Raw genomic sequence first — 21,134 nt, forward strand, 5'->3', positions numbered from 1 at the left:
CCCGGACGGCCGGGCCCATGCGATGCGATCGGTCTCGAATGTCACTGTTCATCCGACTATTCAAGTATCCCGGTGATCGGTCGATGGCCATGACGTGAATGTCTTCCTCTCTCTCCGCCGTGCGGCATCCCGGCCCGACGCGGCGGCCTCCCGCCGGCGCTCGGGCCCCGCGCGGCGCCGGCGTTTGACCGGAGTCGTCCTGGCCGTCGCCGTGTCCTCGGCCCTGGTGACCGGCTCGGCCGGCCCCGCACCCCGGCACGCCGCGCAAGCGGTCGCACCCACGGGCGGCAAGAAGGCGGCCGGAATCACCCTCGACGGGAACCACCTGACCGTGGCCCAGATGCGGGCGGTGCTGCACGGCAACGCCGGACCGGTGCAACTGGCGCCGGCCGCCGCCGACCGCATGCGCGCGGCTCGCGAGGGTGGGTTGCTCGCGCTGAGCCGCGGCCAACGCGTGTACGGCTGGAACCAGGCGCTGGGTCCGCTCAAGGACCGCCCCCTCACCGACGCCGAGCAGCGCGACTTCCAACGCCGGGTGCTGCGCTCGCACGCGGCCGGCACCGGCGAGGAACTCCCGCCCGGCGTCGCCCGGTTGGCCCTGGTGCTGCGGGCGAACGCGATGGCCCGGGCCCGGATGGGGGTGCGGCCCGAGATGGTCGAACGCATGCTGGCGCTGGTCAACGCGGGCGTGACCCCGGTGATGCCCTCGATCGGATCCCTGGGCACCGGGGACCTTCAGCCGATGGCCGCCGCGGGGCTCGTGCTCACCGGCGACGCGGGCACGGCCCGGCTGCGCGAGGGGCCCACACGCGGGGCGGCCGAGATCCTGCGCCAGGCCGGTCTGCCGGTCGAGTTCCCCTTGGAGGCGGGCGAGACGCTGCCGCTGATCAGCGGCAGCGGTGTGCTGACGGCCCGCTACACGGCGTCGGCCGACCGGGCCGAACGGTTCCTGGACCAATTCCGCGGCGCATTCGCCCTGTTCCTGGAGGCCACTCGCGCCGAGGCCGGTTCGCTGGACGAGCGCACCCACGCCGAACGCCGCATCCCGGCCGAGGAGCACGAGGCCGCCCGGCTGCGCGAACTGACCGGGGACAGCGCGTGGATGACCGAACAGGGCCGGGAGAGGTACGGCGAGAAGTCCCCCCGCGTGCAGGACGCGGTCTCGGTCCGCGCCGCCCCGCACATCACCGCGACCGCCCGCCAGACACTGGACGAGGCCCAGACCATCATCACCCGCGAGGCCAACGCCTCGACGTCCAACCCACTCCTGTTCGAACGCCCGGATCACACCTGGGAGTTCGTGATGGGTGGCAACTGGGACGGCGCCCAGATCGGGCACGCGATCGACACCCTCAACGCCCAGATCACCGATGTCGCCGTACTCTCCCACGAGTTGTCCGGTCGCCTGATCGCCTCCAAGTGGAGCTACGGGCTCCCCGACAACCTCGCCGGCCCGCCGGTCGGCCTCAACTCCGGCTTGGTGCAGGTACAGACCGTGGGAGCGGCCCTGATCCCCGAGATGCAGACCCGCGCCATGCCGGCCGGAGTGCTCTCGCGCCCGGAGAAGTTCGGGCAGGAGGACCACAACACGATGGCCATGGCCTCGGTGCGCAACCTCGACGACAACCTCTCCCGCGCCGAGATCGTGCTCGCGGTGCAATTCCTGCTCGCCGCCCAGGGCATCGACCTCGCCCGACCCACCATGGGCGACCTGCCCCTGGCCAAGGCCACCGACGCGCTCCACCACCGACTCCGCGAACGGGTCCCCGCCCTCGGCGACGACCGCTGGCTGACCCCGGATGTCGACGCCGCCATCGACATGGTCACCCACGGCGCCCTGCGTCCCGACGGATCCTGAGCCCGCCCGCCTGAACCGACGGCCCGGGCGGCACTTCCGGCCCCGGCCGCCCGCCGGGGCCGGTTCGGCGGCGGGGTCGAAGCCCGCGGATCACGACCCCGAGGATGTCGGCGCGTTCGAGGTAGCCGATGTGGCGGGAGTCGTGGCTGTACGCGGCGTTGTCGCCCAGGAGGACGAACCGTTGCGGCGGCACGGGTCGGCCGGCCTCGGCGGCGAGGGCCGGGTCCAGGCCCCGGGGAACCGGATCGCCGGGGCCGGCCACGACACGTTTGATCATCCGGCCGCGGGCATCGGGCGCCGCGCAGGCTCGCCCGTCGGGCCGCGTGTGCGGCGCCGCGGGCTCTCCCGGTGGCGCACCCGAGGGTGGTCGCCACGTGGCGACCACGACCCGACCGGTGACCGAACCGGCCGGCTCGCGCCGGCCGAGTCGCCGCACCAGCACCCGGTCGCCGCTGCGGTAGGCCGGTTCCATGCTGGCGCCGGCGACGGTGATCACGGCGAGCCGACGCCGGGCCTCCAGGGCGGCCGACAGGGACGTCCCGATCACCACGATCGCAAGCGGCAACAGCCGTCTGCCGACCGGCCACATGGTGTACCTCCTCAGGAGACGAGCGAGTCGGGGACGTCACCGGATCCGCGCCGGTAGCCGCCGGCCTGCATCGTGAACAACCGGGCGTAGGCCCCGCCCGTGCGCATCAGTTCGTCGTGCGTGCCCTGTTCGACGATCCGACCGTGTTCGAGCACGACCAGCAGATCGGCGTCGCGCAGCGCGCCGAGCCGGTGCGAGATCAGCAGGCTCGTCCGGCCCGCTCGGTGTTCGCGCAGCCGCAGATGGATCTCCTGCTCGGCCTCGGCGTCGAGCCCGGAGCTGGGTTCGTCCAGGATCAGCAGGTCGGCGTCCGCGCGCAGCAACGAACGCGCCAGGGCGACGCGCTGCCACTGTCCGCCGGACAGGACGACGCCGGTGCCCGGGTCGCCCTTGTCCTCCTCGGAGAAGAAGATTCGGCTGAGCATGGTGCGGTAGCCGTCGGGCAGGCGGGATATCGTTTCGTGCATGCCGGACAGGCGCGCGGCGCGTTCGATGGCGTCCCGCTCGGTCAGCCGGTCCAGGTCGCCGAGTCCGATGTTCTCACCGGCGGTGAGGTCGTATTCCATGTAGTCCTGGAAGGTGGCCCCGATCCGCCTGCGCAACTCGACGGGGTGGAACGCCCGCAGGTCGGTGCCGTCCCACAACACCCGGCCGCGCTCCGGGTCGTACAGCCGGCACAGGAGCTTGATCAGCGTCGTCTTACCCGCGCCGTTGAGCCCCACCAGACCCACGCAACGGCCCGCGGGAATCGTGAGGTTCACCCCGCGCAACACCCAGGGGTGGTCCGGGCCGTAGCGAAACCACACGTCGCGCAGCTCGATGCCGTTCCGGAGCGCGGGCACCGGCTCGGGGCAGGCGCGCACCGGCAGGTCGTCCCCGATCTCCCGAACGACGACGTAGTGGTCGAAGAGCAGGAGCGCCTGGTGTCCACCCGCGATGTCGTTGGCCAGCGCGGCGAGTGCCGTCTGTACGGCGGGCAGCGCGGCCACGAGCAGCGCGACGTCGCCGATGCCGATCCGGCCCCGTCCCGCCTCCCGGACCGCCCACAGCAGGCCCAGTCCGGCCACCACCGACGCGAGCACCCCGAGGCCGAGTTGGATCGTCAACTCCCGGCGGTCCATCGCCTGTTTCGCCGCGTCGGCCCTGCGTCGTTCGGTGAGCATGCGCTCGCGCAGGAATCCGCCGATCCCGAACAGCCGGATCTCCTTGGCGGCCCGCGCGTTGGTCAGCACTTGGAAGTAGAACATCTCACGGCGCTCCGCGGGCCCGATGTCCCACAGCATCGCCGCCCGCTGCCGGCTCATCGCCAACTCGCCGAGCAGCACCGGCACCCCGGCCAGGAGCACGGCGGCGGCCAGGAGCGGGCTCACGACGATCAGCGAGCCGAGGAAACCGCCGATGGTGAGCACCCCGCGCAGCACCCCCAGGGTGCTGTTGACCGCCTGCATCGGCGTCATGCCGCCGGCTTGCTGGGCCAGCCGCAGCCGATCCAGGAACCTCGGGTCCTCGAACCTGCTCAGACCGGTCAGGCCGTCGACCGCTCGGTAGAGGGAGTCCTGGGCGCGCAGCGCGGTCGCGCGCTGCGTCTGGGCCTGTACGTACTGCGCCAGATGCGGCACCGCAGCGGCGGCCACTCCGGTCGTGGCGAGCAGCCCGGCCGGCACGAGGAGCGCCTCGACCCCGCCGCCCGCGGCCAGCCGCTCCAGCACCGCCCGCACGGTCCACGCGGCGGCGATCGGCAACACCGCGCCCAGCGCGGTCAGCAGCGTCAGGGCCGCGAGATGCCGGGGCGCCGCCCGGAAGGCCAGTCCCGCCGCCGATCGCAGCACCGCGGCCAACCGCCGCAACCCCGGCGACGACGTCTGCGCGCTCACGGGACCGCGGGCACGAGGGCCGGCAGCACGTGGTCGCCGACGGCCTCCACCACGAGTTCGTCCCCGACGGCGCGCACCCGGCAGATCACCGGGAAGGCGCGGGCCGCGAACGCCTCGGTCACGGGCCCTTCGACGGATTCGTGCACGACCCGGGTGACCGGTGCCAGTTCCTCGATCATCTGCCGGGTGTCCGGATCCGCCGCCGGTCCGCCCGCGACGACGACAACGGCCGCATCCGCGGCAGTTGCCCGCAGCGCCGCCGCCAACCGCGGCAACTTCTCATGGCACGGCGGGCATCCGGGCGACATGAACACCACGACGGTCCCGGTGCGAAGGTCGCGCCTGTGCAGGGGTCGGCCGTCGACGGTGCGGGTCTCGAAAGCCCCCACGAGGGCGCCCGGAGGCAACATGCCTTCGTCGTCGACCGTGTCCGGGGACCGGCGCGGGCCCTGGGCCTGCTGCGTGCGCAGTCTTCGGACCAGGCCCACGGTCAGCAGGAGGTCGAGCAGACACAGCGCGCCGACGAGCACGACGGCCGCGATGAGATACGGCATGGTCACCCTTGCCCTTTCCGTGCGGCGACGGGGAAGGCGTCGCGCAGCAATTCGGATACGTCGTCCAGGACGGTCACCACCACGCCCGCGGTCAGGCCGATGCCGACGGTGACCGCGAGGCCGCCGGGGGCGTCCGGCAGGCCGTGGGGCGCCCCGACCGCGCCGATGGCCGCCACGACGATCAGGAAGCCGTTGCGACCGAGCTGGAGCGGGCCCGTGTCGATCGCGGAGGCCCCGAAGCAGCGGCACGACACCCGCACGCCGCGTCGAAGCGACGCCGCCATCGCGAGGGTGAAGGCCGCGAGCAGGCAGCCCACCAGCACGAACCCCACGAACGCCGCCGGTCCCGGCGACGACAACAACACGATCCCGGCGGTTTCCGCCCCGACGACAAGGCAGGCCACGGCACGGGCGCGGTGGGCGGGCAACACGGCGAACGCGCGGACCGCGCGCACGAACGCCGCGAAGGATTGCGCGGAGTGCAGTTTGCTCACCACCGCGACCGCGAGAACGACCACGAACAGGGCCCGGCAGGACATCGCGGCGAGCTCCATGGCGCAGGCCACCCTTCGATCGTGACGGCTCGACGCCGTCGGGCCGGTCGGCCCACGAAACGAGAACAGGGACGTGCACGAAGACCTGACGAGGGACCTGAACGGGGGTAGAGAACACGAACGGGACGGGATCCCCGCGGAAACGGATCGGGGGCGCCGGTGGACCCGCGTGGAGACCACCGACGCCCCCTCACTTCTGCGGTACGGACCGAGCCCGCCCCCGTGCCCGAGGACTCCTCCGACCGGCCGGCGTCAGCAGCCGCAGTGGCCGAATGCGTAGTAGTAGCTGCCGTCGTCACAGTTCATCCGGTACTGGGTGTACTTGCTCTGACCGGCGCAGCTGCCGTTGATGCACTTCGAACCGGCCTTGTGGCAGGCGACCGCGTGTGCCGTACCTGCGGGAACGAGCCGTTCCACCAGGCGATCGGCGATCGCCCGCGTGAGCTTGGTCATGGATTTTCCCCTTCGCTGACACCGCGTCGCCGTTGCTCGACGCGGTCGAATCGGAATGCCCTACTCGGCCCGGCGGGCCACGACTGAGCCTGGTTGAGCGGGCCCGGCGCCCACAACGGCCCGGGCCCGTTCCGAACAGCCCGGCGGCCGTCCGTCCTGGTCAAACGGCTGTCCGAGCGCTGTTCCGGACGACCGGAACGGCAAACGGAACAGTTGGAAGCGCGGCCCCGAGGCTCGCGGACCCTCGCGGGGATGCTCCTCGACGGTGCGGAACGCGGACGGCCGGGCCGGCCAAAGGACCGACCCGGCCGTCGAGGCCACGAGGGCTACTGCGGGATGTAGACCAGGCATGTCGAGAAGGGGCTCTGTTGCACGCATTGGAACAGCGCGTTCCACCGAGAGCTGTTGTCAGCGGCGGCCTTGGCCAACGTGTCCGCGCAGGAGTCGTCGGACAGGCCCCAGAGGGATCCTTCCGGCCAACCGGCCTCGTTCGTGCGGCTGTCGATCGTCGCGAGACACGCCGCGGAGGGGTTGTACCGCTTGACCTCCGCCAGGAATTCCAGGTACTTGGAGTTCTGGACCGAGGCGGCCCGGTCGTCCAGCGTCTTCTTGGCCGCGTCCTTCGCCGGCTGCGGCGCATTCGGGTCCCGGAGGGTCGCCAGCGCCACGCCGCTCTCCTGGAGAACCTGCTGGATCCGTTGCGTGTCCTGCGCCTTCTTCGGCGCCGTCTTCGGATTCTGCATGGCCAACAGCCCGTCGCTGAGCCCCTCCAGGACCTTCACCGCGAACGCCCGCTGGTCCGGCGGCAGCGTGGGGTCCTGGAGCTGCTTCATGGATTTCGCGAGCTCATCCGCGAGCTTCCGGTACACGTCCCGGTCCGCCGGCGCGATCTTCGGGTCCAGACTCAGGCGCACCGATTCGTTGATTCCGCGGATGAGCTTCGTGTACGTCGCCTTGTCCGCGGGGGACGTCGTGGGGCTCCGGATCACCTTCAACGTGCTGTTGATTTCGTCCACGATCCGGGCGTACTGGTCCTTGGCCGCCTGCGGGGTATTCGGATCCCGAATCGCGTTGGCCGCCAGGGTCAGCCCGTCGCGCAGCTTCTGCTTCACGTCCTCCGGCACGTCCAGCGCCGCGATCTGCGCTTCCACCTCCTTCTGCGTGTTCGGCCCGAACCCTTGCGGCGCCTGGGACTTCGTCGGACCCTCCGTGGCGGGCCCACTCGATTCGCCGGAGCTCGGTGTGCCCGGTGAGTTCGGCTGCTGCGAACCGGGCGTGTTCGACTCCTCCTGCTTGGGCGTGTTCGGTTCCTGAGTGTTCGGTTCCGGAGTCTTCGGTTCCGGAGTCTTCGGCTCCGGTGTGTTCGGGTCCGGCGCACGCGGTGTGTCCGGCGGTGGCGGCGGCGTGTCGGCGGGCACACCGGCCGTGCTCTGTTGGGCGAAGGCGTGCGGCGCTGCCGCCGCGGCCGTGGGCAGGGCGAGTGCGGCCGCCAGACAGGACGTGCCGACGATACGGGAGATTTGTCGCCGCGTGGTTTTGGACATGGTGATTCCAGGTGTGTTCTGTTCCAGGTGCCGCAGTGCCGTTGTCGGCTCGGCTCTGCCACTGAGACGGCCCACGTTCACCGGAGACCAGGACTCAACGGTGCACACGTATCGGACATGACCAACTCTTCGCCCCCTCTCCACCGGTCGCAACTCAAGCCGCATCCGTCCCGCCGCCGCCGCGGTGGCCGCTGACCGGACGTGGCCGAGGGGTCACGGGCCGTTCGAGCCCGCCGCGCTGCCGGAGTGCGGGGTAGGACAGGTCGGGCACGGGATCCGAATCGGCGCGTGCCACAGGGTCGGACATGGTGCGGCTCCCCCATATCGATGGTGCGGCGAGCCGACACGGATCACACCGCAACGCCGGGTGCCCGCGGCCTCGGCTGCGGGCCGCTTCGTGCGTCGACCCGGGCAGGGCATCGAGCGGGTGCCTTCCCGTAGGGGCGAACCCCGGCAACTCCGGTGTCGATCAAGGTAATTGCTCCGGGTCGGATCAGGGACGACGCACTTCTCGCCGACGATCCGCGGGGACTTCGTGCAGCCGCACCATGAGATGCCGATATCCCGCACCCTTCAGGAGCAACCCATGCAGGTCCGCACCCGCGTCCTCACATCCGCCCTCGTCCTCACCCTGACCACCGGCCCCCTGGCCGCATCCGCATCCGCCACACCCTCCGCACCCGCCTCCGCCCCGACGACCGTACGCGGCACCACGACGGGTCCGGATGCCCAGGCCCTGGCCGCCGCGATCGCCGGGCTCCCGAACGCGGACGCGACCGCCGCCCTCGTTCGGGTCGGCGGCGCCGAAGGAACCTGGCGCGGCAGTGCGGGTGTCCACGACCTGAGGAGTTGCCGGGAGGCGGATGCCGATGCGCGCTTCCGGGCCGGCTCGACGACCAAGGTGGTGACGGCCGCGGTCGTGCTGCAACTCGCGGCCGAGGGCAAGGTCGACCTGGGCGAGTCGTTACAGCACTACCTCCCGGGGCTGCTCGACGGGTCGTTCAAACCCGTCACCGTACGGCAGTTGCTGAACCACACCAGTGGCATCCGAGCCGGCGACGGTCTCGGGGACACCTTCGAGGAAGCGTACGCACACCGCTTCGACACGCTGACGCCCCGGCAGGTCGTGGCCTCGGCGGTGGCGAAGGGCCCGGAGTTCGACCCGGGCACCCGACAGAATTACCTCAACATCAACTACACGATCCTCGGCATGCTGATCGAAAAGGTGACGGGACACTCGTACGCCGCGGAGGCCGGCCGCCGCGTGTTGCGCCCCGCCGGCATGCGGGACACCTACTTCCCCGGCACCGATCCTCGGATCCACGGCCCGCACAACCACGGCTACCAGGCGGTGGCGAAGGCCGACGGCACGACCCGGTTCGTCGACGTCACCGACTGGAACCAGGCGGACCGCTGGGCGGCGGGCGACATGATCTCCACGACCGCAGATCTGGAACGGCTGATCACCACCTTGTTCCGGGGCCGGATCGTGCCCGCGCCGCAACTGGAGGAGATGTTCACCGTCCCGGCGAACATCGAGGGTGCCACCATGAGCGCCGGGCTCCAACGCTTCGAGTACGACGGCACGGTCTATTGGATCAAAACGGGTGCCCGGTACGGCTACAGCACGGCGATCGCCGCGACCCGCGACCTGCGCCGCACCCTCGTGCACTCGGTCGGCGCCACGGACGCGAAGGGCGAGTCGATCAACCCGGTGGCCTGGCGGATCGTCCTGGCGGCCGTGCGCGAGCGACGGTAGCGACCGCCGGACGGTCCGGCCGACGGGACAACGATCGGCGAGCGTCGCAGTGCGCGGCCGGCCGAGTCCCCCGGTGTGTGCGACGGGGCCACCGGTCGCTCGGCAGCTGGGACGTGGTCACCCACACCGAGCGCGACCTGCTGCTGAACGGCCACGGCCGGTGCCCGCACGACGTCGTCGAACGCAGCACGCTGCCCGACCTGTTCCAGGCCCGGGCCGCCGCCCCGCCTGGCCATGGAGTACGTCGAGACCAATTGGACCGACATGCGCCCGCGCAGTCCGGCCGAATCGATGGACGCGGCGACCGGCTGAGCCGTTCGCCCGCGGGTATTCGCGGACAATTCGCTCGCAGCAAGCGAGGCGATTCCATTACCCGGAACAAGGACGCGGAGAGGCAAGAACGCGCTGGGCAACGACGCGCGAGGCAACGAGAAAACCCCGAGCGTCTCGACGCTCGGGGTTTCTTGACATCCATGGTTTTACACGAGGTATATTGGATGGTTCTGAATACCGGTACTTCACGGTATTCGGGAAGCTGAATGACGACATTATATCCGGCCGGGAGTCGAATTGTCAAACGCCGAATTGCGACACGAGCAGGAATTCGTCGATGTGTTGTACGCACGCCTCGCGGAGCTGCGTGCCCAGACGGAGGCCGCCGTGACGAGCGCGCTCGGGCGCGAGCACGACGGCACCCGGCAGGCACGCGTCGAGCGGGACATCGCGGTGTTCGAGCACTCGGGTCTGCTCGCGGCATTCGACGCCGGCGCGAACGGCCTGTGCTTCGGGCGACTGTTGTTCCGCGACGGCGCCGACCACCACATCGGCAGGATCGGTATCCGCCGCGACGACGCCGAGCACACCCCGATGGTGATCGACTGGCGCGCCGACCTCGCCCGGCCGTTCTATCTGGCGACCGGGCACACCCCGATGGGTCTGCGGCGCCGACGGCACATCACCACCTCCGGGCAGCGGGTCACGGGTCTGCACGACGAGATCCTCGATCTCACCGACGACACTCGCACCGGCTTCGAGGGCTCGGACGCCGACGCGGTCCTGCTCGCGTCGCTCGACGCGGCGCGCACCGGGCGCATGCACGACATCGTGCAGACCATCCAGGCCGAGCAGGACCGGATCATCCGTGCGCCGCATCGCGGCGTGCTCGTGGTCGAGGGCGGCCCCGGCACCGGCAAGACGGTCGTCGCCCTGCACCGCGCGGCATACCTGCTGTACGCGAACCGCGAGCACCTGACCCGCCGCGTCGTGCTCGTGGTCGGCCCCAACCCCGCCTTCCTCGGCTACATCGAGGACGTCCTGCCCTCACTCGGCGAGACGGGCGTGCAGTTCGCCACGCCCGGCGAGCTGTTCCCGGGCGTCACCGCGACCGCCGTGGACACCCCGGAGGCCGCCGAGGTCAAGGGCCGGGCCGCGATGGCCGAGGTGCTGGGCCGCTTCGTGGCCGACCAACAGACGGTGCCGGAGACGCCGTTGGTGATCGGGCACGACGACGGCGACCTGTTCCTCGACGCGGACATCGCGAAGGCCGCCCGGAGCAGGGCGCGGGCAACGCTGCTGCCGCACAACCTGGCCCGCGCGGCGTTCGCGTCGCGCGTGATCGACGGCCTTACGGAGCAGTTGGTCGACCGGCTCGGTGCGGACCCGTTCGGCGGGCCGAACTTCCTCGGTCCGGGCGAGATCGCGCAGTTGGCGATGTCGGTCGCCGAGAGCCCGGCCGTGCAGGCGGCCGTCGACGAGCTGTGGCCGCGCCTCACTCCGCAGGGGCTGGTCGCGGACTACCTTGCCGAACCGGTGTACCTGTCCGAGGAGGACGCGGCCGCGGTGCGGCGTCCGACCGTGTACGACCCGGTCTTCGGTACTCGGACGAGTGAGGAATGGACGGTGGCCGACGTGCCGTTGCTCGACGAGGCCGCCGAACTCCTGGGTGAGGACGACTCGTTGGCACGGGCTGCGGCAGCGGCCGAGCGGCGGCGGCAGATCGCGTACGCGCAGGGCGTGCTCGACCTGTCGTACGGCTCACGCACGCAGGAGTTCGAGGACCGCGACGACGAGGAGTCCGAGGTGCTGAGCGCCCACGACCTCGTGGACGCCGAGCGCCTCGCGGAACGTCAGGAGGAACTCGACCACCGCACTTCCGCCGAGCGCGCGGCGGCGGACCGCACCTGGGCGTACGGCCACATCGTGGTCGACGAGGCCCAGGAACTGTCCGCGATGGCCTGGCGGTTGCTGATGCGGCGCAGCCCCACCCGGTCGATGACCCTGGTCGGCGACCCCGCGCAGACCTCGGAGCCGGGCGGATGCGGGTCGTGGGAGCGCATCCTGGTGCCGTATGTCGAGGGCCGCTGGGAACGGGTCCGACTGGGCGTGAACTACCGTACGCCGACCGAGATCATGGACGTGGCGGCCGACGTCATGCGGGCCGCCCACCCGGGGTTCGAGCCGCCGAAGTCGGTGCGCTCGACCGGCGTGAAGCCGTGGTCGCTCCACACCGCGGACCTGCCGGCGGCCGTGGCGTGGGCGGTCGCCCACGAGGGGGTCGCCGACGCGGCGGCCGCCCGGGAGTCGGGCACGCGGGAAGGCATCGACGGCAGCGAGCCGGACACTCCGGTCGACGGACGCCTCGCCGTGATCGCGCCGCGCGAGCTGATCGACGCGGTGGCGGCGGCGGTTCCGCACGCCGAACGAGGCGTCGAGCCGGACCTCACCCGGCCGTTGGTGCTGCTGGACCCCAAGCAGGCCAAGGGGCTGGAGTTCGACGCGGTGATCGTGGTGGAGCCGGCCGCGTTCGCGCTGGCCGACCTGTATGTGGCGCTGACCCGGGCAACGCAGCGGCTCGGCGTCGTGCACACCCGCGACCTGCCCTCGGGCCTCACCGGCCTCGCCCCGGCGGCGTGACGGACGGAGCGCGCCACGCCCGTCCCGGCTCGCCGCCCTCGGCGAGCCGGTCACCGGAACACCCTCGAATCGAGGCAACCTCTTTCACGCCATCCCCGATCACTTCATCCGACGTACTTAAATTGATGTACTTCACTTGACGTACTTCAACTGAAGTGCTTCACTCTCGATGTACTTCAGAGCGAAGAGGGGTGTGCGAGATGCGTCAGAACCCGGCCCGTCGGGCCGCGCTGCTCGACGGCGCCATCGAGGTTCTCGCCCGCGAAGGGGCGCGGGGCCTGACCCAGCGCGCCGTCGACAAGGAGGCGGGGGTGCCCGTCGGCACCGCGTCCAACTACTTCCGCAACCGCGACGACCTGCTCGTCCAGGCCGGCGCCCGGGTCTACGAGCGACTCAGGCCGGAGGAGGGCGCGCTCACCGAGATGTTCGACCAGGCGCGGGACGCCGCGTCGTACGGCGCGATGTTGCGGGAGAGCCTCGGCAGGATCACCGCCTTCCCCTCCGGACATCTGGCGCTGCTGGAGCTGCGCTTGGAGGCCACCCGAAGGCCGGAGCTGCGCACCCTGCTCACCGAGCGGGTCCGCGCCGACATCGACGAGAACGTCAGCTGGCACGAGGGCGCGGGCCTGCCCGGCGGCGCAACCGCCGTCCTGCTGATGTACCTGGCCATGAACTGGCTGGTCGTCGAACAACTCACGCTGCCGGACGTGTTCACCGACGCCGAGCGCGACGAGCTCGTCACCCGGGCGGTGGAGCGCATCGTCACTCCGTTCCCCGCCACCACGAAGTAACCCCGCGACGGCACCCGCTCCCCAGCAGCGCCCGCCGACCCCGCACTTCATCGCAACCGCACTGCGCCGCGCCGTCCCGCGCCGCACCGCACCCCAACACACCGCAACAGATCGACAAAGGACCCATTTTGCGCAAGCTCGTGTACTTCATCGCCACCACGCTCGACGGTTTCATCGCCGGGCCCGACGGCTCCGACCCCACCGGCCCCGGCGGCTTCTGGTCCCCGTCGGAGGACTACATCCGACACCTCGTCGAGGAGTACCCCGAGACCCTGCCGGGGCCCGCCCGCACCGCGCTCGGCGTCACCGCCGAGGGCACCTGCTTCGACACCGTCGTCGAGGGCCGCAACAGCTACGCGGTCGGCCTCGCGGCCGGCGTGACCGACGCCTACCCCCACCTCAGGCACCTGGTCTTCTCCCGGACGCTGACCGAAAGCCCGGACCCCGGCGTCGAACTCGTCGCCGACGACCCGGTGTCGAAGGTCCGGGAGCTGAAGCGCGCCGACGGCAAGGACATCTGGCTCGTCGGCGGCGGGGAGTTGGCCGGCGCCCTCTACGGCGAGATCGACCGGGTGATCGTCAAACTCAGCCCGCTCACCATCGGTTCCGGCATTCCGCTCTTCGGGCGGTCCGCGGTCTTCGCACCCGATGCCTGGGAACTCGTCGACCACACGATCCTCAAGGGCGGCGCGGCCTTCCTCACCTACGACCGGGGCATCCGCTGAGTTCACGAATCTCGGGGCGCCGTGTCCGGCCGCGCGCACCACACACGCGGCCGGACACGGCCTACCGGCGAAGGTGGTGCTCGTCCAGCCAGGTGGAGACGGCCTTGGCGATCGCCTCGGGCTGGTCCTCGGTGGCGTGGTGGCCGGCAGGGCCGATGTGCTCGACCCGGAGAGCGGCGATGTTGTCCCGGCACCAGGCGGCGACCTCGGGGGTGATGAGGAGGGTCGGTGCCGAGTCGAAGGTGAGCAGGAGCTTGGGCACGTCGTGGCTGTCGGCCAGCCAGGGGCCGTACGCCCGGATCCGGGCGGTCACGTCGGCGGGGTCGCCGTCGATCGGCAGGGAGCGGGTCCAGTTCAGCAGCGGACGACGGCTCTCGCGGGTGGGGTACGGAGCCCGGTAGACCTCGATGTCCTCGTCACCGAGCGGGTTGAGCACGCCCCCGGTGTAGGCCGCGTCCACCATGAAGTGCCCGTCGAGGACCAGCGACTCGCCCTCGTCGGAGCGGAGCTTCACCGAGCGGGCACGGGCCTGTTCGGAAAGCTCGGTCGAGGCGATCGGGCGGACGATCGTCTCGAAGAAGGCGAGGCCGCGCACCCGGTCCGGGCGTCGGGCCGCCCAGTCGAAGGCGAGCGAGCCGCCCCAGTCGTGGCCGACGAGCACGACCTCGTCCAGGCCGAGCGCGTCGAAGAACGCGTCCAGGTAGCGGGCGTGGTCGCCGAACCGGTAATCGCCGACGGGCTTGCCCGAGCGGCCCATGCCGATCAGGTCGGGGGCGATCAACCGGCCCGCTCCGACCAGGGGCAGGACGTTCCGCCACGTATGGGAGGAGGAGGGGTTGCCGTGCAGGAAGACGACGGTGGGTCCGCTGCCCTGGTCCTCGTAGCGGATGGTCGAGTCGAGAACGTCGATCGTGGGCATGAGGTGCTCCTCAGAGGCTGGATGTGCGGGGTTGACCCGAACCGCGCCGTGACCCTACTCGTTTGTCAAGCGAATGTTTATGGCCCGAACGTTTCTGGCGTGAACGAACCTACATCGTTAGTCCGACTAACGCAACGGGGTAGGATCACCGCCATGACCAGCGACGCCGAAGCGATGGACGTTCCCGACTGCGAGAGACGGACGCCGGACAGGTTGCGCAAACAGGCGAGCCGGCTGCTGGCACAGCTGTCCACGCAGTCGGATCGGCTGATCGCCGAGGGCCTGGCCCGCCTCGACGCCCGCAAGTGGCACTACGCGGTACTGGCCTCGTTGCAGGAGTACGGCCCGGGCAGCCAGGCGACGCTGAGCCGACGCACCGGCATCTACCGCAGCGACATGGTCGGCGTCCTCAACGAGCTGGCCGCACGCGATCTCGTCGAGCGCACACCCGATCCCGACGACCGCCGGCGCAACGTCATCACGATCACCGACCGGGGCAGCAGCCGCCTCACCCTCCTCGACCGGGCCTTGGACGACCTCCACGAACAATTGCTGGCGCCCCTGGCCCCCGCCGAACGCGACCAGTTCGTCCGGATGCTCACCCGCCTGCTGGACCACCACACCCCGCACCCACCGCACCTCGGCGCGTCGGGCGACCCTGGCTAATCGGTGCGCAGCGCGGGGAGTACGTCGAGCCTGGCCGCGCGCCGGGCCGGCCACGCCGCGGCCAGGACGCCCACGATCGCGGCGAGGACCAGGAAGAGCAGCATCCTGTCCCACGGGATCACCACGGTCAGGTCCTTAGTGGAGCGGGCCATGCCCTTCACTCCGCCGACCCCGCCGACCAGTCCGAGCAGCACGCCCAGGAGGCCGCCGAGGAACGAGATGATCAGCGACTCCAGACGGATCACCCGTCGGGTGCGCCGCCGGTCCAGCCCGATGGCGCGCATCATGCCGATCTCGCGGGTGCGTTCGAAGACGGACATGGCCAGCGTGTTGACCACGCCGAGCACCGCGATGACGATCGCCATCGACAACAGCCCGTAGACGATGTCGAGCATGACGTCGAAGAGCTTGTTGAAGTCCTTGCGCACCTCCTTCGCCGTCTGCACGTTGATCGCCGGACTGTTGCCGACCGCCCTGCGCAGCGCGTCCCGCATCGTGTCCCTGTGCTGCGGCGCGACCTTGGCGAGCACGAAGTCGTCGCCGACGACGTCGATGTGTGGCGTCAGCGTCTGCAACGACACGGTGAGGGCACCGAGCAGCGGCGCCTCGTCGTAGATTCCGCCGATCGGCAGGCGGTCCTGTTGTCCGTCGGGGAAGGTGACGGGAACGGGCGTCCCGATGCGCCACTTGCGGTCGTCGGCGGTCTGCTTGGACACCAGCAGTCCCGTTGTCAGGGTTTGCGGGCCGCCTTGGGTAAATGTGGTGGCGAGCACCGAGAACGCGCTCGCGGGGTCGACGGCGGTGAGCTTGTGCTCCTTTCCGTCGACGGTCACCTGTGCCTCGCGCACGGGGCTGACGGCGGTGACGCCGGGCACCTTGGCGATCGTGGCGGCGATCTCCGGGGTCAGCGTCTGTCCGTCGGAGGACGAACTGAGCACGAATTCGGCGGTGATGCCCTTCGACAGGGTGCGGTCCACGAGTTGCTTGAGCGACGTGCTGAAGATGGTCAGCGAGGTGACCAGCACCATGCCGATCATCAGGGCGGACGCGGTGGCGGCGGTACGCCGTGGGTTGCGGGCCGCGTTGCGGTACGCGAGCCGACCCTCGACGGGGTGGACGCGCCGCAGCAGTTCGCCGAATACGCGCACGACGGGCGTGGCGATGAGCGGGGTGAGCACGATGACGCCGATCAGGACGATGCCCGCGCCGCCCATCACGGTGAACACCTTGGCGTTGCCGGTCGCCGAGCCCTTGATGCCGGCGACCAGCACGAGCCCGCCGAGCGCGACGGTCAGCACGCCGGCGATGTTGCGGCGGCGGAGGCTCGAAGTACTGGACGGCAGGCTCGTGCGCAGCGCCGCGACGGGCGGGATCTTGGCGGCTCGGCGTACCGGCAGCCAGGCGGCGAGCAGGGTGACGCCGATGCCGACGGCCAGACTCCACAAGGCGGTTGCGCCGGTGACGACGGTCGGTCCCGGGGTGAGGTCGGCGCCGATGTCGTCGAGGATGCCGCGTAGGCCGATCGCGAGGCCGATGCCGATGCCGAACCCGGCGAGTCCGGCGACGATGCCGACCGCGAGGGCCTCGAACATCACCGAGCGGGTCACCTGCTCGCGGGTGGCGCCGATCGCGCGCAACAACGCGAGTTCGCGGGTGCGTTGGGCGACGAGCATGGAGAAGGTGTTGGCGATGATGAAGCTGCCGACGAACAGGGCGATGCCGGCGAAGACCAAAAGCAGTGTGCGCAGCGACGCGATCTCCTTGTTCACCTTGTCCCGGTCGTCCCGGCGCAGTTCGTCGCCGGTGCGGGCTTCGGCACCGTTGGGTATCAACGGGGCCGCTGCGGCACGCAGTTGCTCCTGGGATGTACCCGGCTTCGCGTTCAGGCGCAGTTCGCCGTAGACGCCGGGTTCGAGGTAGAGCTCCTGCGCGGTGGCGGTGTCGAGGAGGGTGAGCGAGCCGCCGGCCTCGACGGCGGCGCTGTCGGTGGTGAAGACACCGACGACGCTCACGTCGAGGACGGGTCCGCGGGCGACGATCCGGATGCGGTCGCCGACCCGGTATCCGGCGGCCTTGGCGGTCTCGGTGTCGAGCGCGACTTCCCCTGCCTTGGCGGGCAGTCGGCCGGCGGTCAGCGGGTAGCGGGGGTCCTTGCCGTCGCGGCCGGGCGCCGCGTTGGCGCCGGTCGCGTTCGCCTTCTTGCGGACGAGTCTGCCCTCGCGGTCGACCACGGCGGTGAAGCCGGTGACGTGGCCGGTGACCGACGCGGTGCCGGGCAGCGCCCGGAGTTTGGCGACGAGGGGTTCGTCCAGGGGTGGGGTCTGGAGGTGTTCGACGGCGTACTTGGTGCCGCGGACGTCGACCGCGATGCCGCGGTGATCGCGCAGCGCGGCCTCGGTCATGGCCTGCTTGAGGGTGTCGCCGAAGACCAGGACGGCCGCCACGAACGCGACGCCGAAGACGACGGCGAGTGCGGTGAGGGCGAGGCGCACCTTGTAGGCGACGAGGTTGCGCAGGGAAGTGCGAAGCACGGTCGCGTCCTTCAGTGGGCGAGGGCGGAGACGGCGGCAGCGGCGGGATCGCCCGGTTTCCGGTTGAACGCGCGCATGCGCTCCAGCACCCGGTCGGAGTTGGGCTCGGCCACCCGGTCGGCGTAGGAGGCGACGACGACGTCGTGGGCGGAGGGCGGGCGCGGTCCGGAGACGCGGCGAGTGTGGCGGGGTGTGCTCATCGGGTTTCTCCATCGGTGGAGCCCGCGCCTCCATCGAGGCGCGAGGCGAGCCCGCGCCGAAGGGCGAGCCGAATAATAAATCGACTGGTCGGTCTAAGTTATCGACGGGGATGGTGGCCGACGTCGGCCGCGCGGGCTACGAACGCATCAGCCCCAGGGTGGACAGAACCCCGCCGCGCCGTACGCCGCAAGGCCGGGGTCCGGGTCCGGGTCGGCCGACGGTCGGGCGGGCGGCAGCCCCTCGATCGTGGGCACGAACAGTACGCGCTCCTGGCCACCGGCCCCGGCGAACGCGCGGTCGACGACGACCGCGCCCGGACGGGACTGTTCTCCCGCGCGCTGCGCGAGGAACTGGACGCAACCCCCGAGGCATCCGCCCCGACGCCGACGCGCTCGTGGCGGGGGTCGATGCCCGGTTCGAACAGTTGCGAAAGTGCGGCGAGACACGCCGGTCCGCGACGAACAGCCCGCCGGCGGCGGCACATCCATCACCGAGGGAGGCCGGGAACCTCCGTCCGACGACACCCGCAGGGCCCCGGACCCACCGCGAACTCGCCCGGCTCCGGGTCGGTTCGGGCGATGTCGGCTCAGCCCACGCCGATCGCGCTCAGCGCGTACGCCACCGCTCGCGCGAGTTCGTCGGCACTCACCGGCCGCAGCACCACCGCGTCCGGGTCGTCGGCGTCACCGCTGCGCTGGTCGATGACGTCCAGGGCCAGGCGTTCGGCGAACTCCGTCACCGCGGCCCGCTCCTCCCGATCCGGGTCGGTGTTGCCGGCGGGCGTCTCGAACACCAGGCCCACCCACAGCTCCGGGTCGCGCGTCACCAGGACCTCGCCCACGTGCACACCGCACCCGGGCAGGCTGTCGCCGACCTCGCCGATCCCGGGCACCCGCCCCCACATCGGCACACCCCACTCGTCGGTGGGCCCGCCGCACGCGTGCGCCGAGTGCGCACCCAGCGGGCAGGGCCCGCCCTCGTCCAGGTCTTCGATGTGGATATCGGAAGTCATCACAGCTCCTGAGGGGACCCGTCGCCGATACGTCGACCGGGCCGCGGACACGTTCGTCCTCGCGCCCACAGCCCGGCACGCCATCGACTCCAGCACGCCCACCCCACCCGCGCGCCCGGAGCGCGCCGAACGGGCGGCCACAATGCCACGAATGCCGCAATCCTCCTCGACCCGGCAACGCGGATACGCGCGCACGCCACGGCTCCCCCGCCGTGGCGGGCGCGTTGTCGCGGTGCGCCGGCACCGGCGGGCGCCCGTAATATCGGAGTTCGATATCGGATTCGTCGCCCTTGGTGGTGGAGCGGGAAGGTGGTTGACGCGTGAGGGAGTTCCAACGGGGCGCGGTGCGGCTGCACATCCTGCATCACGCGGCCGAGGAGGAGATCCACGGTGCGTGGATGTCCCGGGAGCTGGCGGGCCACGGCTACCGGATCAGCCCCGGCACGCTGTACCCGACCCTGCACCGGATGGAGGCGGACGGGCTGCTGACCTCCGAGCAGCGGGTGGTCGAGGGCCGCACCCGGCGCGTCTATCGGGCGACGGACGCGGGACGGGCGGCGCTGGCCGAGGATCGACGCGCGCTGGCGGAACTGGCCCGCGAGGTGCTGCCCGAGGCGGACCGGCCGCACCCGTAGCCGGCGCCCGGTCCGGTGCCGGCCACGGCGGCGCCGGCCGGTCAGGCGCAGCCGGTCAGGCGCAGTTGATCAGCCGCGGCCGGTCAGGCGCGTCAGGTCAGGCGCGGCCGGTCGCCTTGCGCAGGCCGTACGCGGCGGCGCCCGCCGCGAGCACCGCGGCGCCCCACAACACCGAGGTCGGCGGCAGCGCGAAGGCCAGGATCAGGCACCCTGCCGTACCGACGATCGGCACGATCCGGGCCGGGCGGCCCTCGGCGGCGGTGAGCGTCCGGGCGGAGGCGTTGGCGACGGCGTAGTAGGCCAGCACGCCGAAGGACGAGAAGCCGATCGCACCGCGCACGTCCGTGGTCGCGGCCAGGACGGCGACGACCGCGCCGACCGCGAGTTCGGCCCGGTGCGGGACGCCGAACCGCGGGTGCACGGCGGCCAGTACGTGTGGCAGGTGCCGGTCGCGGGCCATCGCCAGCGTGGTGCGCGAGACCCCGAGGATCAGCGCCAGCAGCGAGCCGAGCGCCGCGAGCGCGGCCCCGACGCGGACCACCGGGACAAGTCCCGGAGCACCGGCGGCGCGCACGGCCTCGGCCAGGGGGTCGGCGGTGTGGGCGAGCCGGTCGGGTCCGAGCACCGCGAGCACGGCCACGGCGACGACCGCGTACACCACCAGCGTGATGCCGAGCGCGGTCGCGATCGCCCGCGGGATGGTGCGCTTCGGATCGCGGACCTCCTCGCCGAGCGTGGCGATGCGCGCGTAGCCGGCGAAGGCGAAGAACAGCAGGCCGGCCGCCTGGAGCACGCCGCCGAGGCCGGCGTCCGCGCCGATCCGCAGGTGCCCGGTCTCGCCGGTGCCACCGGTCAGGCACGCGGTGACCACGGCGGCGAGCACGGCGAGGACGGCGAGGACGATGCCCCTGGTCAGCCACGCGGACTTCTGTACGCCGACGTAGTTCACCGCGGTCAGCGCCACCACGGCGGCGACGGCGACCGCGTGTGCCTGCTCGGGCCACACATAGGAGCCGGCGGTCAGGGCCATGGCCGCGCAGGAGGCGGTCTTGCCGACCACGAAGCCCCAGCCGGCCAGATAGCCCCAGAAGTCGCCCAGCCGCTCGCGTCCGTAGACGAACGTACCGCCGGACTGCGGATAGCGGGCGGCCAGCCGGGCCGAGGAGGTCGCGTTGCAGTAGGCCACCACGGCGGCCAGGGCCAGGCCGATCGGCAGGCCCGATCCCGCCGCGTCGGCGGCCGGGCCGAGCGCGGCGAAGATCCCGGCGCCGATCATCGAGCCGAGCCCGATCACCACGGCGTCGAACACGCCCAGGTGCCGTTTCAGCTCGCCCGCTTCGGCAGATGCCGCCGACGTCCCCATCGCTCGCTCCCCGAACATGGCCCACGACCGCTACGGCTCCCGATATCGGCACACGATATAGGACCCCGACTCCCTCCCCGCCATTGAGCGGCGCCACCCGGACGACGCATACGTCCGCGCGTGACGCCGCTCCCGCTCGACCGCCGTGGTCCGCCGGCGGGGCCCATCGAGCAGCCCCGCCCGCACCGGCCGC

18 protein-coding genes are annotated in these 21,134 nt (G+C 71.5%); 7 read left to right on the top strand and 11 right to left on the bottom strand.

What is annotated here, in order from left to right:
* Positions 1–184: 184 nt before the first annotated feature.
* Positions 185–1,858: an HAL/PAL/TAL family ammonia-lyase gene (locus ACZOOI_RS33755; protein ID WP_465283360.1), complete on the top strand. Its 1,674-nt coding sequence runs from the start codon at positions 185–187 to the stop codon at positions 1,856–1,858.
* On the opposite strand, the gene ACZOOI_RS33760 is transcribed toward ACZOOI_RS33755, so the two are convergent.
* The 6 genes from ACZOOI_RS33760 to ACZOOI_RS33785 form a co-directional block, all read right to left on the bottom strand.
* Entirely contained in the window at positions 1,824–2,447 is a 624-nt protein-coding gene (locus tag ACZOOI_RS33760; RefSeq protein WP_465283361.1) for a S26 family signal peptidase, read from the bottom strand. The two genes, ACZOOI_RS33755 and ACZOOI_RS33760, sit on opposite strands and share 35 nt — an antisense overlap.
* Positions 2,448–2,458: 11 nt before the next feature.
* Positions 2,459–4,321 carry an ABC transporter ATP-binding protein gene (locus tag ACZOOI_RS33765; protein ID WP_465283362.1) on the bottom strand — a complete coding sequence of 621 codons (1,863 nt, stop codon included), beginning with the start codon at positions 4,319–4,321 and terminating at the stop codon, positions 2,459–2,461.
* Positions 4,318–4,875, bottom strand: a complete 558-nt coding sequence (locus ACZOOI_RS33770) for a hypothetical protein (protein WP_465283363.1) — start codon at positions 4,873–4,875, stop codon at positions 4,318–4,320. The genes ACZOOI_RS33765 and ACZOOI_RS33770 overlap by 4 nt, the downstream gene beginning before the upstream one ends.
* 2 nt (positions 4,876–4,877) lie before the next feature.
* Positions 4,878–5,429 (bottom strand): MauE/DoxX family redox-associated membrane protein, encoded by a 552-nt coding sequence (locus tag ACZOOI_RS33775; protein ID WP_465283364.1) that lies wholly within the window; start codon positions 5,427–5,429, stop codon positions 4,878–4,880.
* 252 nt (positions 5,430–5,681) lie between these two features.
* Entirely contained in the window at positions 5,682–5,882 is a 201-nt protein-coding gene (locus ACZOOI_RS33780; RefSeq protein ID WP_465283365.1) for a hypothetical protein, read from the bottom strand.
* A 326-nt stretch (positions 5,883–6,208) separates the two neighbouring features.
* A complete protein-coding gene (locus ACZOOI_RS33785; protein ID WP_465283366.1) occupies positions 6,209–7,033 on the bottom strand; it encodes a hypothetical protein in 825 nt (274 codons plus the stop codon).
* Between the two features lie 979 nt (positions 7,034–8,012).
* On the opposite strand from ACZOOI_RS33785, the gene ACZOOI_RS33790 reads away from it, so the two are divergent.
* From ACZOOI_RS33790 to ACZOOI_RS33805, 4 genes are all read left to right on the top strand, one after another.
* Positions 8,013–9,185 carry a serine hydrolase domain-containing protein gene (locus ACZOOI_RS33790; protein WP_465283367.1) on the top strand — a complete coding sequence of 391 codons (1,173 nt, stop codon included), beginning with the start codon at positions 8,013–8,015 and terminating at the stop codon, positions 9,183–9,185.
* Between the two features lie 585 nt (positions 9,186–9,770).
* Positions 9,771–12,098 carry a HelD family protein gene (locus tag ACZOOI_RS33795; RefSeq protein WP_465284095.1) on the top strand — a complete coding sequence of 776 codons (2,328 nt, stop codon included), beginning with the start codon at positions 9,771–9,773 and terminating at the stop codon, positions 12,096–12,098.
* Between the two features lie 200 nt (positions 12,099–12,298).
* Complete coding sequence (locus ACZOOI_RS33800) at positions 12,299–12,889, top strand: TetR/AcrR family transcriptional regulator (protein WP_465283368.1); 591 nt, start codon at positions 12,299–12,301, stop codon at positions 12,887–12,889.
* Positions 12,890–13,017: 128 nt separating this feature from the next.
* Positions 13,018–13,614: a dihydrofolate reductase family protein gene (locus tag ACZOOI_RS33805; RefSeq protein WP_465283369.1), complete on the top strand. Its 597-nt coding sequence runs from the start codon at positions 13,018–13,020 to the stop codon at positions 13,612–13,614.
* 61 nt (positions 13,615–13,675) lie between these two features.
* Here ACZOOI_RS33805 and ACZOOI_RS33810 read toward each other — a convergent pair whose 3' ends face one another.
* Positions 13,676–14,533 (bottom strand): haloalkane dehalogenase, encoded by an 858-nt coding sequence (locus ACZOOI_RS33810; protein ID WP_465283370.1) that lies wholly within the window; start codon positions 14,531–14,533, stop codon positions 13,676–13,678.
* 153 nt (positions 14,534–14,686) lie between these two features.
* Here ACZOOI_RS33810 and ACZOOI_RS33815 point away from each other — a divergent pair, with 153 nt between their 5' ends.
* Positions 14,687–15,199: a MarR family winged helix-turn-helix transcriptional regulator gene (locus tag ACZOOI_RS33815; RefSeq protein ID WP_465283371.1), complete on the top strand. Its 513-nt coding sequence runs from the start codon at positions 14,687–14,689 to the stop codon at positions 15,197–15,199.
* On the opposite strand, the gene ACZOOI_RS33820 is transcribed toward ACZOOI_RS33815, so the two are convergent.
* The 3 genes from ACZOOI_RS33820 to ACZOOI_RS33830 all read right to left on the bottom strand — a co-directional run bounded on the left by ACZOOI_RS33820 (position 15,196) and on the right by ACZOOI_RS33830 (position 18,943).
* Entirely contained in the window at positions 15,196–17,730 is a 2,535-nt protein-coding gene (locus ACZOOI_RS33820) for an ABC transporter permease (RefSeq protein ID WP_465283372.1), read from the bottom strand. The genes ACZOOI_RS33815 and ACZOOI_RS33820 overlap by 4 nt on opposite strands.
* Before the next feature lie 11 nt (positions 17,731–17,741).
* On the bottom strand, positions 17,742–17,930 hold the full coding sequence (locus ACZOOI_RS33825) for a hypothetical protein (protein WP_465283373.1): 189 nt from the start codon (positions 17,928–17,930) through the stop codon (positions 17,742–17,744).
* Between the two features lie 587 nt (positions 17,931–18,517).
* On the bottom strand, positions 18,518–18,943 hold the full coding sequence (locus ACZOOI_RS33830) for a hypothetical protein (protein WP_465283374.1): 426 nt from the start codon (positions 18,941–18,943) through the stop codon (positions 18,518–18,520).
* A 320-nt stretch (positions 18,944–19,263) separates the two neighbouring features.
* On the opposite strand from ACZOOI_RS33830, the gene ACZOOI_RS33835 reads away from it, so the two are divergent.
* Complete coding sequence (locus ACZOOI_RS33835) at positions 19,264–19,578, top strand: Rv3488 family transcriptional regulator (RefSeq protein WP_465283375.1); 315 nt, start codon at positions 19,264–19,266, stop codon at positions 19,576–19,578.
* 97 nt (positions 19,579–19,675) lie between these two features.
* On the opposite strand, the gene ACZOOI_RS33840 is transcribed toward ACZOOI_RS33835, so the two are convergent.
* Entirely contained in the window at positions 19,676–20,941 is a 1,266-nt protein-coding gene (locus ACZOOI_RS33840) for an APC family permease (protein WP_465283376.1), read from the bottom strand.
* Positions 20,942–21,134 lie beyond the last annotated feature (193 nt).

It is taken from the genome of Embleya sp. L77 (assembly GCF_055557415.1).